Genomic DNA, 13,315 nt, shown 5'->3' on the forward strand with positions numbered 1-13,315 from the left:
ATCTTATTGATCAGATGTGCCGGGCTCCAAAACGAGCGTCAGCGGGCCCCGGGGTGCAGGGGACTGGGCAGTTCGGCCCACTGGTCGCCGGGCGTCCCGGGCGACATCCGCATCAGCGTCAGCGCCTTCGTGGGCAGTGTCTCTTCGAACAGCGCGGCCAGGTCGGGGGTGGGCGGCAGATCCCGTGCGGCCGTCTCCAGCGCCGTCCCGAGCGCCTGCGCCGAACCCGCCGTACCGGCCAGGGCGCCCGCCACCAGCGACCCGAACAGTTTGCGCCGCAGCGTCGTCACATCGTCCGTGACGAGCCGTCCGGACAGGAGGTCGGGGACCGGGATGCCGTGCCGGGACAGCCGTGCCGGGCTGACGCGGATGTCGGCGAGGTCGCGGTAGACCAGCCGCAGCGGGGCACCCGTCGCCGAGAGGACGACCAGCAGGTTCTGGCCATGCGCCTCAAGGGCCACTCCCAGCTCCAGCAGGCGCAGGCCGACGGTGAGGGTGAGGCGGGTGAAGCCGGCGAGCCAGGCGGGGGATTCGGGCAGCGCGGTGGTGGCCAGCGCGGCCACCGGCACGACCCGCTCGCCACGGGCCGTCGAGGCGTATGTGTGCGGCGGCTCCCGCAGCACGGCGGCGAGGTCCGTGGACTCGGCCGTGGCCGCACCCCAGGTGCGCGTGACATGCAGAAGGCCGTCGGCGCGCGCCGCCAGTGACTGCGCGAAGGCGGACAACGTCGCCGACAGCGCGATCGAGTAGCGCGAGATGTCCCGCACCGAGGACGTCAGCCGGGCGCTCAGCGCGGTCTTGACATGCGGCCCGCCGGGCACCGCGAGGGTGCGCAGGGACATCAGAGGGTGCGCGGTGAGCTTCTCCTCGCAGGTCCGCTTCAGCACATGCGCCGCCTGCCACGGGTGCACCGGCAGCAACAGCCGTTCCCCGTCCCGCATGTCGTCCGGCCACACGCCCGTCACCAGGCACTCGTCGGCCCGGACCGGCAGCATCCCCAGCTCGACCCGCGGCCGGTGCTCGGGCCCGTAGGCCAGCTGCTCGGCCACCGAGAAACCGGGCCGGGAACGGCACCCCGGATGGAAGGGATGCCCGTCCACCACCCGCTGCTCCCACTCCCAGTCCTGCGCGGGCCACTCGTCCGTGTGGCGCTCCTGATCGGCCCGCGACAGCGCCAACGACGCCACGCTGTGCCCGAGTTCGGCCGCGAAGTCGACGCAGTGCGGCACCGCGAGGTCGGTCATCAGCCGCGCCGGATGGTCGTACGCCACGCTGTCGAGGTGTACGGCGGTGACGTAGGCGGCGGTGGCGTACGGATCCGCGGCCGGCCCGTGCAGCCGGCGCCCGTCACGAAGGCGCAGCGTGAGACCCTCCCGGTCCGGGTCCCGGGCGGTGATCCACGGCAGCGGCTCATGGGCGAGCGCCCGCCACAGCCGGGTCAGCACGGCCGCCCGGGCACCCGGCAGCTCGGCCGCGTACCGTGACAGAAGCGCGGGGCGTACGGCGGTCAGCTCGTCGGCGACCTCGGCCTCCGCGGGGTGGGGACGGTGCACGGGCGGGCTCCTCGGGTACGAGTGGGGCGTCACGAACCGGGGTGACGGCATACATACTGATCGTCTCCGCCCGAATGGACCTCAGGGAACGAGTGGATCGCGTGGATCTCATCACCCCGTACGCCGGTGACGACCCCGCCGGCCGTGCCGACGCATACGCGGCCGCACCGCTCCTCAACTGTCTGCTGCGCGAGGTGGCGGAGCCGGTCGGGCGGGACGGCGAGCACCGCACGTACCGGCTGCCCGGTGTCGACCGGCTGTTGCGCGTCCGCGGCGAACGGCGGCCCGCCGATCCCGAGGTGCATGCGTCGGGTCACTGGCACCACATCGGGCACACCGAACTCGTCAAGCTCGTCGCGGAGGAGCTGCGCCGCCACACGGGCCTGTCCAACCACGAACTCCCCGCCGAGATGATCGACAGCCGGGACGCCGTGGCCGCACTGCTGGCCGCCCGCGCCGGGGTGACGGCGCCCGAGGACCCGTACCAGCGCTCCGAGCAGTCCCTGATCACCGGCCACCCCTACCACCCGGCCCCCAAGGCACGCGGCGGCGGCCCGGTCGCGGGCTGGCTGCCGTACGCCCCCGAGGCCCACGCCCGGTTCCCGCTGGTGCTGCTCGGCGTGCGCGAGGACCTGGTCGTCGAGGAGGGCGACACCTCGGCGCTGGACGCCCTCGGCGAGGCCCCGCCCGGCTACCGGCTGCTGCCGGCCCACCCCTGGCAGCTCGACCTCGTGGACCTCGCGTCGCCTTTCGCCGACGGCCGCCTGATCCGGCTGGCCACGACCGCCTTCGAGACCTGGCCCACGGCCGCGATCCGCACCCTCTACGCCCCCGGGCACGACCTCTTCCTGAAGTTCAGCCTCGACGTCCGCATCACCAACGACATCCGCCGGCTGTGGCGCCACGACCTGCTGAAACTCCGCCGCACGGACGAGGCGGCGGCCACCGCCTTCGCCGCCGTGGACGGCCCGGCGGCCTGGCTCGGCGACCGCGGCTACCGCACCGCGGACTTCGCCTTCGAGGAACTCGCCGTCCTGGTCCGCGACGGACTGCACGGCCACGTGCTGCCCGGCGCGACCCCGCTGCTCGCCGCGGGCCTGGTGGAGGGCTTCGAGGGCAGCCCGCTCGACGGGGCCCACGACCCGGAGGCCTGGTGGGAGGCGTACCTGAGGGCCGTCGTACCCCCGGCGCTGGCAGCCTTCGCCGACCACGGCGTCGTACTCGAAGCACATCTGCAGAACACGCTGGTCGCCGTCGACCCGGACGGTAACCCGGTGCAGGCGCTGTTCCGGGACGCCGAGGGCGTGAAGCTGCTGCCGGAGGTGTCGCGCGCGGCCGGCTGGGAACGGCTGGTGTACTGCCTGGTCGTCAACCACCTCACCGAGGTCGCCGCCACCCTGGCCGAACGCCATCCAGGCCTCGACCCCTGGCCCGCCGCCCGCCGCGAACTCGCCCGGCACGACCTCCCCGAGACCGCCGCCCTGCTCACCTCCCCGACCCTCCCCGGCAAGACGAACCTCCTCCTGCGGTGGACGGGCGCGGACGGCGCGGACGCCCGCTATCTACCGCTGCCGAATCCGCTGGCCGCAGGTCAGACCCGTTCGTAGAAGCCGTCGAGGCGGCCGCGCGCGAGTACGTTCCCCGCGGCGGCCAGCACGGCCCGCGGCCTGGCGGTGTCCGGCACGGTGTCGCTCCTGCCGATCGTCAGCGGCTTGCCCAGGGCGAACAGCTGGAAGACGTAACGGTGCGGTCCGTGGCCCTTGATCGGCGCCGGTCCGAGGTAGCCGCGGCGCGAGCCCGAACCCAGCAGCCGTACTCCGTCCGCGGGGGTCCCGGCCTCGAGGCCGCCCTGGGGGAGACCGGTCAGGGACGGGTCGAGCAGGGCGATGCCGTGGTTGTACGGGTAGGTCGTCGGTGCGTCGGGGTCCTCGATGACCAGCAGCAACTGGGCCGTTCCGGCAGGGGCGGTACCCCAGGTCAGGGCCGGTGAGAGATCCTTTCCACCGAGGCGCTTGCCGGCGTGCGGGGTCGGGATCGTCGTTTCGTGCGCGAAGTCGGGACTGCTCATCTCCAGCGTGTTCGGGCCGGCCAGGTTCGGCGCGTTCCAGGCGAGGCGCTCGTCCCCTGCCCGCTTGTTCTTCAACAACTTGCCCAGCAGAGCCATGAGTTGCTCCTCGTGGTGGGTTTCGATCCTTATACGCGGGGACCGCGACGGTTCGCACAGGAACATTTCGGACTCTCCCCGGAGAGAACCGACGTGACCAGCCTGAGCGGACGTCAAGTCCGTTTCGGGTAGCGGCCTCGTCCGGGCCGGGTGAGGAAGCCTTGACGGAGGAGGCATCCGAGGCGAGCGTGGGTGGCTTGGCCAGGACGATCTCCTGACACTTCCTGTCGCACGCCGACGATGGACACAGACCGCCGACGTCGATGAAGCGCAGCCGGGCCACCGTCTCGCGGATGAGCGTCTTGTCCTGGGCCGCCCGCCGGCCATGTTCCGAGGACGCCGGCGATCCGATTCGCGGCGTCCTGCGAGCTACGACCGGCCGCTGTCCGGGAGGCCGGCGGCACGGTCGAGGTGGGCTTTTGGCTGCGCATACTGTGGTCGGCAGCCGAAAGGCACGCCATCGGCAGGGCGGCGGCGGACTCAGGCACCGCCGCGGGCCCGGTGAAACTCAGGACGCTGGTCGGCCGGCTCACTCACCCGCGCCGCCCACCGGCGCGTTGTCAGTCTCCACTGGTAGAACCCGTGCACGGATCACCCCCTGACACGTCGTAAAGCAGGAGCAACCCGCATGAGAACCCAGGACGAGCACCTTGAGGAGCTGTACGGTCTGCCCGCCTTCACGCTCCCCGAGCCCGGCGAGACGGCAAGGCTGCCTGCGCCCGACGCCGTGGCCTGGCGGATCGGCCACGAGCGGTGGGAAGCCGAGGAGGTGTGGGTGGACGCCTTCGACCGTTTCTGCGCCGAAGCCGACATCACGCGGGTCCGCGCTCTGATCTGGCGGCCACGGCCCTCGAACGCGCGGGCCTGTTGCGGCGGCTCGCCCGCGAGGCGGGCTGGGACACGGGCCGCAGCAGCGACCACTCGTGCATCGTGCCGGTCATCGTCGGAGACGACGATGCCGCCCTGCGCCTTGCCGATCGCATGTTCCGGCGCGGGGTCAGCGTCTACCCCTTCGTGTCTCCCGTGGTGGAAAGAAACCAGTCCCGCCTGCGGTTCCTGGTCACGGCCCAGCACAGCGAAGCCCAGGTGCGCGCAGCAGCCGAGACCCTCACCGACGAGTGGCCGCTCCTCACGACGGAGCGGACAGGCGTGGCATGCGGACCGGGGGCGCGCCCGGCGAAATGCGCACGGGCACGCTCGAGTAGTTCGCGCGCGTCGGCACAGATCCATCCGTAGGTGAATCAGGTGATCCAGTTCCGGCCTCGGAGTCTGTGGTTCCGGCGGGCGAAGATGGCCAGCCGTTCGTGGACGTAGCCGTCGACCGCGTTGAACTTCCGCCCGGAGTTCCCGTTGCCTCGCCGTTCCAGGATTCCCCCTTCCGGCGGTGGAAGCCGAGGAAGTCGAAACTCTGCCCACCTCGGGTGAGGCAGGTGATGCCGTAGCCGGCGGGCTGGAGGGCGTGGTGGCCGGTGGTGCCGGAAGGACACGCTGGGCCGGTAGACGTGCCACAGGGCCGGTCGGTTCCGTTGTGGAAGACCGAGATGCGGCCGTCCGCGTTCAGTGCCGCGGTCGGGTTGCTCGCCGCGCTGGAGGTGCACCGGTCACGAACCCATCTCCCACACGCTGCCTCCAGACGCGAGCGGCTTGTACGGCAGGAGGTACGGTCCGGCCGCCGGGATCCGTCAGCTCCGCGGGTGAAGAACCAGCCGCCCGGCCGCGTCCCCGGCCTCCCGGGGCAGTACACCCGGCCCGTCCCTACGCTGCCGCGGTGCAGGGGCGGAAGCGGGCCAGGTAGGCGAGGGTGGAGCCACGGTGTGCGGCCAGGTGCAGGCCGGAGTCGTCGGCGAGGCGGTGCAAGGTGCCGAAGGGGATCCAGTGGCGGTCGAAGAACTCGCCGACCACCAGTCGGCCGCCGGGGGTGAGCACCCGGACCGCCTCGGCCAGCACCCGCTCCGGCTCCGGTACCTCGCCCAGTGCGGTCACCAGGTACATGGCGTCGAACGTGTGGTCAGGGAAGGGGAGTTCACGAGCGTCACCTCGGGTGGGCGTGATGTTGGCGACGCCGTGCCGTTCCGCGCGGCGCATCACGTGGTCGAGCATCTCCGGCTGGATGTCCAGGACGTCCAGCCGTCCGTCCGGGCCGAGTTGGGGAGCGACGTGCAGCGACTGGAGGCCGGTGCCGGGACCGACCTCCAGCACCCGCTCACCTGGCCTGGGCCGCAGCACGGCGTCCAGGCGGTTCGCGGTCAGATACGGCAACGGCAGGTCCAGCAGCTTGTGTTGGGTGTACGGGTAAGGGGCCTTGTCGCCGAACCACAGGGCGCCGGCGGCGACGGCACCGGCGGCGATCGCCCAGCGGACGGCGGGCTTGGCCAGGACGGTGTGGGACATGGATCTCTCCTCGGGAGGGGATGGTGGCATGCGGGAAGGAGACGGGGCCGGGAGCGAGGGTCAGGCTGTCTGGCGGGCAGACCCCCGTACCGCCGACACGACACACACCACCGCCAGCGGCAGTTCCGCGCCGAGCGCCATCGCTATCGCCGAGACCTGATCCGCGCCCGGTGCCGCGGTCATCGTGTCGAACCAGGCGTCGACCAGCAGCAGCGTCGCGGTGGCGGTGGCCGTCGGGGCGTGCAGCTGGTGGCTGCGTGCAGCCAGCAGCCCCGTGGCGATCAGCCCCAGCGCCTCCAAGGCGTCCAGGCCGATCCAGGCGGTGCACCAGTTCGAGGCGATGGCGGTCCCCGGCAGGCCGTTGGCCAGCACGACCAGCCACGGCAGCAGGGCCAGCCCGCAGCCGACCAGGACGTGTTCCAGGCGGTACCGGCGACGCGTGCGCCGGCCGGCCGAGCCGCGGGCCTCGTCCTGAAGTCGGCAGACGCTCAGCGTGCTCATCGGATCGGTCTCCTCGCGTTCCCGGTGCTCCTTCATGGCCTCCAGCCTCGCCCGCCAGGCGCTCACGGTCAGTAACGCGAATGTCCGTTGTGGGGGTGGCACCAGCTACACCCCGAAGCGGATGCTCTTGCCATGGCCCGCCCCCGGCCCGGACACCTACCGTTTCCCCATGCGCACAACCGCCCGCCTGCGGCGCCTACTTCTGTTCTCGTTCCAGGGAGCCGGACGACCGGTCTCGTTCCTCGTCACGGGCGTCCTCGTCCAGCTCGGCGTCCTCTTCGTCGGGTCCCTGCCGTGGCTGCTCCTCCTCCCGGTCCTCGACCCGGCGGGCCAACTGCTCCTCGCGGTGTTCATCCCGTTCACGGCCGTCGTGCTCGCCGGGCCGCTGCTGACCGAGGTGCAGCGGCGCCGCTTCCGCACCCGGCTCGACGTGGCCATCCCCTCGCCTTACGGGGGACAGCGGCCCCGGCTGCCGGAGTGGCTGCGATCCCGGGCGGGGCACCGGCAGCTCAGGTACCACCTGCTGGACGGGCCGCTGCTCGCTCTCGCGGGGTCCTTCACCCTTCTGGCATGGGCCGTGGCCGTCACCGCCGCCTCGATCTACCTGTGGATCTGGCTCGTGCCGCTGGACTGGCGCGTCGACCATCCCGGCTACTACACCTGGGCGGCGTACCTCACCGCGGCGGGGCTCGCCCTGCTCCACATCGCGCGGTTGTCGACCGACGCCCTCTCCCGGCTCGACACCCGCACCGCCACCGTCCTGCTCGGGCCCAGCCGCGAGGAGCAGTTGGCCCGCCGGGTCGAGGACCTGGCCGAGAGCCGGGCCGGCCTGGTGGACGCGGTCGATGCCGAACGGCGGCGGATCGAACGGGACCTGCACGACGGTGCCCAGCAGCGGCTGGTCTCCCTTGCGGTCAACCTCGGCCTGGCCAAGGCCACGCTCACCGACCTGCCCGAGGAGGCCCGCCAGGTGATCGGCGAGGCGCACCGGGAGGCGAAGGAGGCAATCGAGGAGCTGAGCGGCCTGGTGCGCGGGCTGCACCCGGCCGTTCTGGAGGACCGCGGCCTGGACGCCGCGCTGTCCGGCATCGCCGCCCGGGCCCCCCTCCCGGTACGGGTGAAGGTGGATCTGCCGTCGCGGCCGTCGCCCACGATCGAGGCGGTCGCCTACTTCGTCGTCTCCGAAGCGCTGGCGAACGTGGTGAAGCACGCGGAGGCGTCCAGCGCCGAGGTCACCGTGGAGCGCTTCGGGAAGACGCTGCTGGTCGTCATCAGCGACGACGGCGTGGGCGGCGCGGAACCCACCGGCGGTACCGGCCTTGCGGGGTTGGCCAAGCGGGTCGCCTCGGTCGATGGCACCCTGTCGGTCGACAGCCCCGTCGGGGGGCCGACCGTCATCACCGTGGAGCTGCCGTGCGTGCCGTGATCGCCGAGGATTCCGTACTGCTCAGGGTCGGGGTGGTCAAGGTCCTGGAGATGGCCGGGTTCGAGGTGGTCGCCGAAGTCGGCGACGGCGAGGCGCTGTTGGCAGCCGTGGAGGAACACCGGCCGGACATCGCCGTGGTGGACGTCCGCATGCCCCCCGGTTTCACCGACGAGGGAGTGCGCGCCGCGCTGGTCATCAGGCAACAGTGGCCAAAGACCGCGGTGTTGCTGCTCTCGCAGTATGTGGAGGAGCGGTACGCAGCCGATCTGCTGTCCGCCAACACCTCCAGCATCGGCTATCTGCTCAAGCAACGCGTCGCGGACGTGGAGGAGTTCGTGGATGCGTTGCGCCGGGTCGCGGCCGGCGGGACGGCGTTGGACCCGCAGGTCGTCTCGCAGCTTCTGGTGCGCCGCCACAGCGGCCCGCTGGACCGGCTCACCCCGCGGGAACGCGAGGTCCTGGAGCTGATGGCGGGCGGCCGGTCCAACGCCGGGATAGCGGGGCAACTCGTGGTCAGCGAGAGCGCGGTGGCCAAACACATCAACAACATTTTCGCCAAGCTCGACCTGCCGAAGGCGGACGCCGACCACCGCCGGGTGCTCGCCGTACTGAGCTTCCTCGGCGTGGCCTGATCCCGGCCGACCCTGCGGACCGCATCCCCTTCCACTTGGGCCTTTCGGGCCTTTCTCCGGCATGACATCCGGGCGTCCGAGGCGGTGCCGGCGCGTCCCGGGACTCCGTGCCCAATACCGCGCCCTGGGATTCGAAAGACTCCTCGACGAGGAGGGCTTCTTCGCGCGCCTGCGCCGTCTGGACTGCGGCTCACCGGTGTACGCGGACCGGGCGGAGCCGGCCGCCCGCTCGACCATGTCCGAGGCGGCAGTGGGAGGCGGCGCCGAAGGACGGCTTCCACGTGCTGCGCCACACCTACACCTCGATCATGCTGGAGGCGGGGAGTCCGTGGGTGACGCCGGCGCGATGGCTCGGGCACTCGTCCCCGGCTGTCACGCTTGGTTACTATGCTCACTTCATGCCGGAGGCCCAGGGCTGATCGGGGGGTAATCCCCGAGGTGGACCGCATTGGAGCGTGCCGTGGAATATAAGGTGAATAAGCTGCGGGGCCTTGGAAAATGCTGAGAGAGGTTACCGCCACCAACTACATCGAGCCCTTGAGGTCCGGCGGCTCCGTCCCCGGAGTCGTCGAGGCCGACGACCTGGGGACGTACGTGGTGAAGTTCACCGGGTCCGCGCAGGGGCGCAAGGCGCTGGTCGCCGAGGTGATCGTCGGTGAGCTGGCCCGTGCGCTCGGGCTGCGCTTCCCCGAACTGGTGCTGGTGCACTTCGACCCGGCGATCGCCGACGGCGAGCCCCACCAGGAGGTACGGGAGCTCCACAGCGCCAGCGCGGGGATCAACCTCGGCATGGACTACCTGCCCGGCGCGCGGGACTTCACCCCGGAGGTCGCGAAGTCGTTCCCGGTCGGTCCGCTGGAAGCGGGCCGGATCGTCTGGCTCGACGCGCTGACCGTGAACGTGGACCGCACGGTCCACAGCTCGAACCTGATGGTCTGGCCGACGCTCGGTATCGTGCCACCGCGCCTGTGGCTGATCGACCACGGGGCGGCTCTCGTCTTCCACCACCGCTGGGACAGCTCGGACCCCACCAAGGCGTACGACTTCCGGCACCACGCCCTCGGCAACTACGCCCCCGACGTACAGGCGGCCGACGCGGAGCTGGCGCCGAAGGTGACACGGGAGCTGCTGCGGGACATCGCCGCGGAGGTCCCCGACGCCTGGCTGGCCGGAGAAGAGGGCTTCGCGACCCCCGACGACATCCGGGCCGCGTACGTGGACTACCTCCACGCGCGCGTGCAGACCACCGCGCAGTGGCTCCCCACCGACTTCCCCACCCGGGAGGAACTCGCCGCCGAGGAGGCCCTGCGGACGGCGCGTACACAACAAGGCCGTCCGAACTGGCTGAAGCGGGTCCCCGACCTGCACGGCAAACCGGCGGCGGAACAGGATTGGTCGGTGCACCTCGGATGAACCCCGTCGGACCGGTAGTACAGATCGAGTACTGCACCCAGTGCCGCTGGCTGCCCCGCGCGGCCTGGCTGGCACAGGAGCTGCTCACCACCTTCGAGGCGGAACTGGGCGAGCTGTCGCTCAAGCCCGGCACCGGCGGCGTCTTCGTCGTCCGGGTCGACGGCGAGGTGGTCTGGGACCGCCGCGAACAGGGCTTCCCGGAGCCGACGGCCGTGAAGCAGGCCGTACGCGACCGAGTGGCCCCGGGAAGGTCCCTGGGCCACTCGGACAAGGTCTCGCAGGAGTAGGTCAGCCCTTGAGCTGCTCGTACGCGGGCAGCGTGAGGAAGTCCGCGTAGTTCTCGTCGAGGGAGACCTGCAGCAGCAGGTCATGGGCCTGCTGCCAGTGACCGGCCGCGAAGGCCTCCTCGCCGATCTCCTGACGGATGTTGGACAGCTCCTCGGCGGCGACCTTGCGGGCCAGCTCCGGGGTGGCCTTCTCACCGTTCTCGAACTCGACGCCCGCGTTGATCCACTGCCAGATCTGCGAGCGGGAGATCTCGGCGGTGGCCGCGTCCTCCATGAGGTTGAAGATGGCGACCGCGCCGAGGCCGCGCAGCCAGGCCTCGATGTAACGGATGCCGACCTGCACGGCGTTGACCAGGCCGTTGTACGTCGGCTTCGCGTCGAGGGAGTCGACGGCGATCAGGTCGGCGGCCTCGACGTGGACGTCTTCGCGCAGCCGGTCCTTCTGGTTGGGCCGGTCGCCGAGCACCTTGTCGAAGGACTCCATGGCGATCGGGACCAGGTCCGGGTGGGCGACCCAGGAGCCGTCGAAGCCGTCGCCCGCCTCACGGTCCTTGTCGGCGCGGACCTTCTCGAAGGCGACCTTGTTGACCTCGGCGTCCCGGCGCGAGGGGATGAACGCGGCCATGCCGCCGATCGCGTGCGCCCCGCGCTTGTGGCAGGTGCGGACGAGGAGTTCGGTGTACGCCCGCATGAACGGGGCCGTCATCGTGACCGCGTTGCGGTCCGGCAGGACGAACCTGGCGCCGCCGTCACGGAAGTTCTTCACGATGGAGAACAGGTAGTCCCAGCGGCCCGCGTTCAACCCCGAGGCGTGGTCGCGCAGTTCGTAGAGGATCTCCTCCATCTCGTACGCCGCCGTGATCGTCTCGATCAGCACGGTCGCGCGGATGGTGCCCTGCGGGATGCCGACGTAGTCCTGCGCGAAGACGAACACCTCGTTCCACAGGCGGGCTTCGAGGTGCGACTCGGTCTTCGGGAGGTAGAAGTACGGGCCCTTGCCGAGGTCGAGCAGACGCCGGGCGTTGTGGAAGAAGTACAGACCGAAGTCGACGAAGGCGCCCGGGACCTGCTTGCCGTCGGCGTCGACGAGGTGGCGCTCGTTCAGGTGCCAGCCGCGCGGGCGCATGACGACCGTCGCCAGCTCCTCGTTCGGGCGCAGGGCGTACGACTTGCCGCTCGCCGGGTCGGTGAAGTCGATGTTGCGGGTGTAGGCGTCGGCCAGGTTGACCTGACCGAGGACCACGTTCTCCCAGGTCGGCGCGGAGGCGTCCTCGAAGTCCGCGAGCCAGACCTTGGCGCCCGAGTTGAGGGCGTTGATGGTCATCTTGCGGTCGGTGGGGCCGGTGATCTCCACCCGGCGGTCGTTCAGGGCGGCGGGGGAGGGGGCGACCTTCCAGGAGTCGTCCGCACGGATCGCGGCCGTCTCCGGCAGGAAGTCGAGCGTGGAGGTGCGGGCGATCTCGGCGCGGCGCTCCGCGCGGCGGGCGAGGAGTTCGTCACGCCGGGGCGTGAACCGCCGGTGCAGCTCGGCCACGAAGGCCAGGGCCGCCTCCGTGAGGACCTCCTCCTGCCGCGGCAGCGGCTCGGCGTCGACGATGGCCAGCGGGGACGGCGCTGGTGCGGACATGAGCTGTCACTTCCTTCAGCGGTGGCACCGGGTGCCAGTCGAACCGGGTACGGCTAGCGGCGCCCTTGGAGCGGCAGGGCGCTTCTGAACAGTGGATACTAGTTTCCTCATTGTGGAAGTTCAATGGTTTGTTGATATCGAGATTCTCCGGGTCGAGGGAAGGTGGCGCTCGGTGCCACCCCGGTCACTCAAGGTTCAAGATTCACTCGAGGTGGACCAGATCGGCTTCGGTGTCGATGTCGTACGGCCGCGCCACGTCCCCGCACTCGACGAGCGTGATCGCCGGCTCGTGCGCCCTGAGGTAGGCGCGGGCCCCGCGGTCCCCGGTCGCGGTCTCGGCGATGCCCGCCCAGTGTGCGCTGCCGAAGAGGACGGGATGGCCGCGTACACCGTCGTAGGCGGCCGACACGAGGGAGCTCTCGTCCCGGTACCCGGCCAGTACCCGCCCTGCCGCCTCCGGGCCGATCCCCGGCTGGTCGACGAGCGAGACGAGTGCGGCCCGGGCCCCCGTCCCGGCGAGCGAGTCCAGCCCGGCCCGCAGTGAGGTGCCCATGCCCTGTTCCCACTCCGGGTTCTCCACGAGCACGCATCCCTCCAGCTCGGCCCGCTCCCGTACGGCGTCGGCCCGCGCCCCCAGGACCACGTGGACGCGGGTGCAGCCGGCCGCGCGCAGCACGCCGACCGCGTGCTCGACGAGCGGCCGTCCATGGTGCTGAAGCAGCGCCTTGGGGCGCCCGCCGAGCCGCCGGCCGCCGCCGGCGGCGAGGACCAGCCCGGCCACCTGCTGTTGGTTCTCCGTCATGCGTCCTGCATACCTGACGCCGGGGCGAGTGCCCGGTTTCCAGGGGCTGAATTTCGGTCCGCGCAGTGGCGCACGGGGCATCGGGTGGCGTTTACTGACCCGCGTCCCCCGGCGCCCGACCACCGCCACGGGGCTGCACTGGGAGCACGAGGAGACTGCGCACGCGCGCGTGCGAGGGGGAGAGCTGTGTTGCGGAGCTTGGGGCAGAGGCCAGTGACCGGCAGCGACGAGGATCCGAGAGTGGCGGAACTGCGGACCGCGGTGTCCCGGCTGCGCCGCGAACTCGCCGCGCACCCCGCCGAGTTCCCCGACCGCGGCATAGCCGAGGACGAACTCGCCGCCCTCGCCGCGATGACGATCGACGGCTCCCCCGAAATCCCCCGACTGCGCCGGTCGCTGCTGCTGATCGCCGGCGCGATCGGGTCCGTGAGCGCGCTGGCCAGGGGCTTGTCGGACGTACGCAGCGCGGTGGACCTGTTCGGGGAACCACCGCGCCGCTGAGCCGCCGGTCCGGGCCGC

General features: G+C 71.4%; 13 protein-coding genes and 1 pseudogene. 8 read left to right on the forward strand and 6 right to left on the reverse strand.

Annotation, left to right across the window (positions count from 1 at the left end):
- Positions 1-38: 38 nt before the first annotated feature.
- Entirely contained in the window at positions 39-1,553 is a 1,515-nt protein-coding gene (locus AB0N07_RS13005) for an IucA/IucC family protein (protein ID WP_365834301.1), read from the reverse strand.
- A 74-nt stretch (positions 1,554-1,627) separates the two neighbouring features.
- Between AB0N07_RS13005 and AB0N07_RS13010 the strand changes: the two genes are divergently transcribed.
- Positions 1,628-3,160, forward strand: coding sequence for an IucA/IucC family protein (locus AB0N07_RS13010; RefSeq protein ID WP_365834384.1), 1,533 nt, complete (start codon positions 1,628-1,630; stop codon positions 3,158-3,160).
- Here AB0N07_RS13010 and AB0N07_RS13015 read toward each other — a convergent pair.
- Complete coding sequence (locus AB0N07_RS13015; RefSeq protein WP_365834302.1) at positions 3,145-3,717, reverse strand: YbhB/YbcL family Raf kinase inhibitor-like protein; 573 nt, start codon at positions 3,715-3,717, stop codon at positions 3,145-3,147. The two genes, AB0N07_RS13010 and AB0N07_RS13015, sit on opposite strands and share 16 nt — an antisense overlap.
- Before the next feature lie 771 nt (positions 3,718-4,488).
- On the opposite strand from AB0N07_RS13015, the gene AB0N07_RS13020 reads away from it, so the two are divergent.
- Positions 4,489-4,953, forward strand: a complete 465-nt coding sequence (locus AB0N07_RS13020) for a hypothetical protein (RefSeq protein ID WP_365834303.1) — start codon at positions 4,489-4,491, stop codon at positions 4,951-4,953.
- Between the two features lie 519 nt (positions 4,954-5,472).
- On the opposite strand, the gene AB0N07_RS13025 is transcribed toward AB0N07_RS13020, so the two are convergent.
- Complete coding sequence (locus AB0N07_RS13025) at positions 5,473-6,108, reverse strand: methyltransferase domain-containing protein (RefSeq protein ID WP_365834304.1); 636 nt, start codon at positions 6,106-6,108, stop codon at positions 5,473-5,475.
- Positions 6,109-6,168: 60 nt separating this feature from the next.
- Positions 6,169-6,645: a hypothetical protein gene (locus AB0N07_RS13030; protein ID WP_365834305.1), complete on the reverse strand. Its 477-nt coding sequence runs from the start codon at positions 6,643-6,645 to the stop codon at positions 6,169-6,171.
- Between the two features lie 133 nt (positions 6,646-6,778).
- On the opposite strand from AB0N07_RS13030, the gene AB0N07_RS13035 reads away from it, so the two are divergent.
- The 5 genes and pseudogenes from AB0N07_RS13035 to AB0N07_RS13055 all read left to right on the forward strand — a co-directional run bounded on the left by AB0N07_RS13035 (position 6,779) and on the right by AB0N07_RS13055 (position 10,367).
- Positions 6,779-8,035, forward strand: coding sequence for a sensor histidine kinase (locus AB0N07_RS13035; RefSeq protein WP_365834306.1), 1,257 nt, complete (start codon positions 6,779-6,781; stop codon positions 8,033-8,035).
- The gene (locus AB0N07_RS13040; RefSeq protein WP_266636909.1) at positions 8,023-8,667 is read left to right on the forward strand and encodes a response regulator transcription factor; all 645 of its coding nucleotides are present in this window, start codon (positions 8,023-8,025) and stop codon (positions 8,665-8,667) included. The genes AB0N07_RS13035 and AB0N07_RS13040 overlap by 13 nt, the downstream gene beginning before the upstream one ends.
- 248 nt (positions 8,668-8,915) lie before the next feature.
- A pseudogene (locus tag AB0N07_RS13045) lies at positions 8,916-9,086 on the forward strand (tyrosine-type recombinase/integrase); the annotation flags it as partial.
- 79 nt (positions 9,087-9,165) lie between these two features.
- Positions 9,166-10,080 (forward strand): HipA family kinase, encoded by a 915-nt coding sequence (locus tag AB0N07_RS13050; RefSeq protein WP_365834307.1) that lies wholly within the window; start codon positions 9,166-9,168, stop codon positions 10,078-10,080.
- The gene (locus tag AB0N07_RS13055) at positions 10,077-10,367 is read left to right on the forward strand and encodes a SelT/SelW/SelH family protein (RefSeq protein WP_365834308.1); all 291 of its coding nucleotides are present in this window, start codon (positions 10,077-10,079) and stop codon (positions 10,365-10,367) included. The genes AB0N07_RS13050 and AB0N07_RS13055 overlap by 4 nt, the downstream gene beginning before the upstream one ends.
- Before the next feature lies 1 nt (position 10,368).
- On the opposite strand, the gene aceB is transcribed toward AB0N07_RS13055, so the two are convergent.
- Both aceB and AB0N07_RS13065 read right to left on the reverse strand, forming a co-directional pair.
- The gene (aceB, locus tag AB0N07_RS13060; RefSeq protein WP_365834309.1) at positions 10,369-11,994 is read right to left on the reverse strand and encodes a malate synthase A; all 1,626 of its coding nucleotides are present in this window, start codon (positions 11,992-11,994) and stop codon (positions 10,369-10,371) included.
- Between the two features lie 202 nt (positions 11,995-12,196).
- Complete coding sequence (locus tag AB0N07_RS13065) at positions 12,197-12,796, reverse strand: nucleotidyltransferase family protein (RefSeq protein ID WP_365834310.1); 600 nt, start codon at positions 12,794-12,796, stop codon at positions 12,197-12,199.
- Between the two features lie 213 nt (positions 12,797-13,009).
- On the opposite strand from AB0N07_RS13065, the gene AB0N07_RS13070 reads away from it, so the two are divergent.
- Positions 13,010-13,297: a DUF5955 family protein gene (locus AB0N07_RS13070; protein WP_365834311.1), complete on the forward strand. Its 288-nt coding sequence runs from the start codon at positions 13,010-13,012 to the stop codon at positions 13,295-13,297.
- The last annotated feature ends 18 nt before the right edge of the window (positions 13,298-13,315 follow it).

The organism is Streptomyces sp. NPDC051172, assembly GCF_040682555.1.
Taxonomy (GTDB): Bacteria; Actinomycetota; Actinomycetes; order Streptomycetales; family Streptomycetaceae; genus Streptomyces.

Bases quoted from the DNA above. Each gene is read 5' to 3' on its own strand.
- AB0N07_RS13030 (WP_365834305.1), bottom strand. From the start codon at position 6,645: ATGAAGGAGCACCGGGAACGCGAGGAGACCGATCCGATGAGCACGCTG.
- AB0N07_RS13055 (WP_365834308.1), top strand. From the start codon at position 10,077: ATGAACCCCGTCGGACCGGTAGTACAGATCGAGTACTGCACCCAGTGC.
- AB0N07_RS13025 (WP_365834304.1), bottom strand. From the start codon at position 6,108: ATGTCCCACACCGTCCTGGCCAAGCCCGCCGTCCGCTGGGCGATCGCC.
- AB0N07_RS13035 (WP_365834306.1), top strand. From the start codon at position 6,779: ATGCGCACAACCGCCCGCCTGCGGCGCCTACTTCTGTTCTCGTTCCAG.
- AB0N07_RS13050 (WP_365834307.1), top strand. From the start codon at position 9,166: ATGCTGAGAGAGGTTACCGCCACCAACTACATCGAGCCCTTGAGGTCC.
- AB0N07_RS13065 (WP_365834310.1), bottom strand. From the start codon at position 12,796: ATGACGGAGAACCAACAGCAGGTGGCCGGGCTGGTCCTCGCCGCCGGC.
- AB0N07_RS13010 (WP_365834384.1), top strand. From the start codon at position 1,628: ATGGACCTCAGGGAACGAGTGGATCGCGTGGATCTCATCACCCCGTAC.
- AB0N07_RS13015 (WP_365834302.1), bottom strand. From the start codon at position 3,717: ATGGCTCTGCTGGGCAAGTTGTTGAAGAACAAGCGGGCAGGGGACGAG.
- aceB (WP_365834309.1), bottom strand. From the start codon at position 11,994: ATGTCCGCACCAGCGCCGTCCCCGCTGGCCATCGTCGACGCCGAGCCG.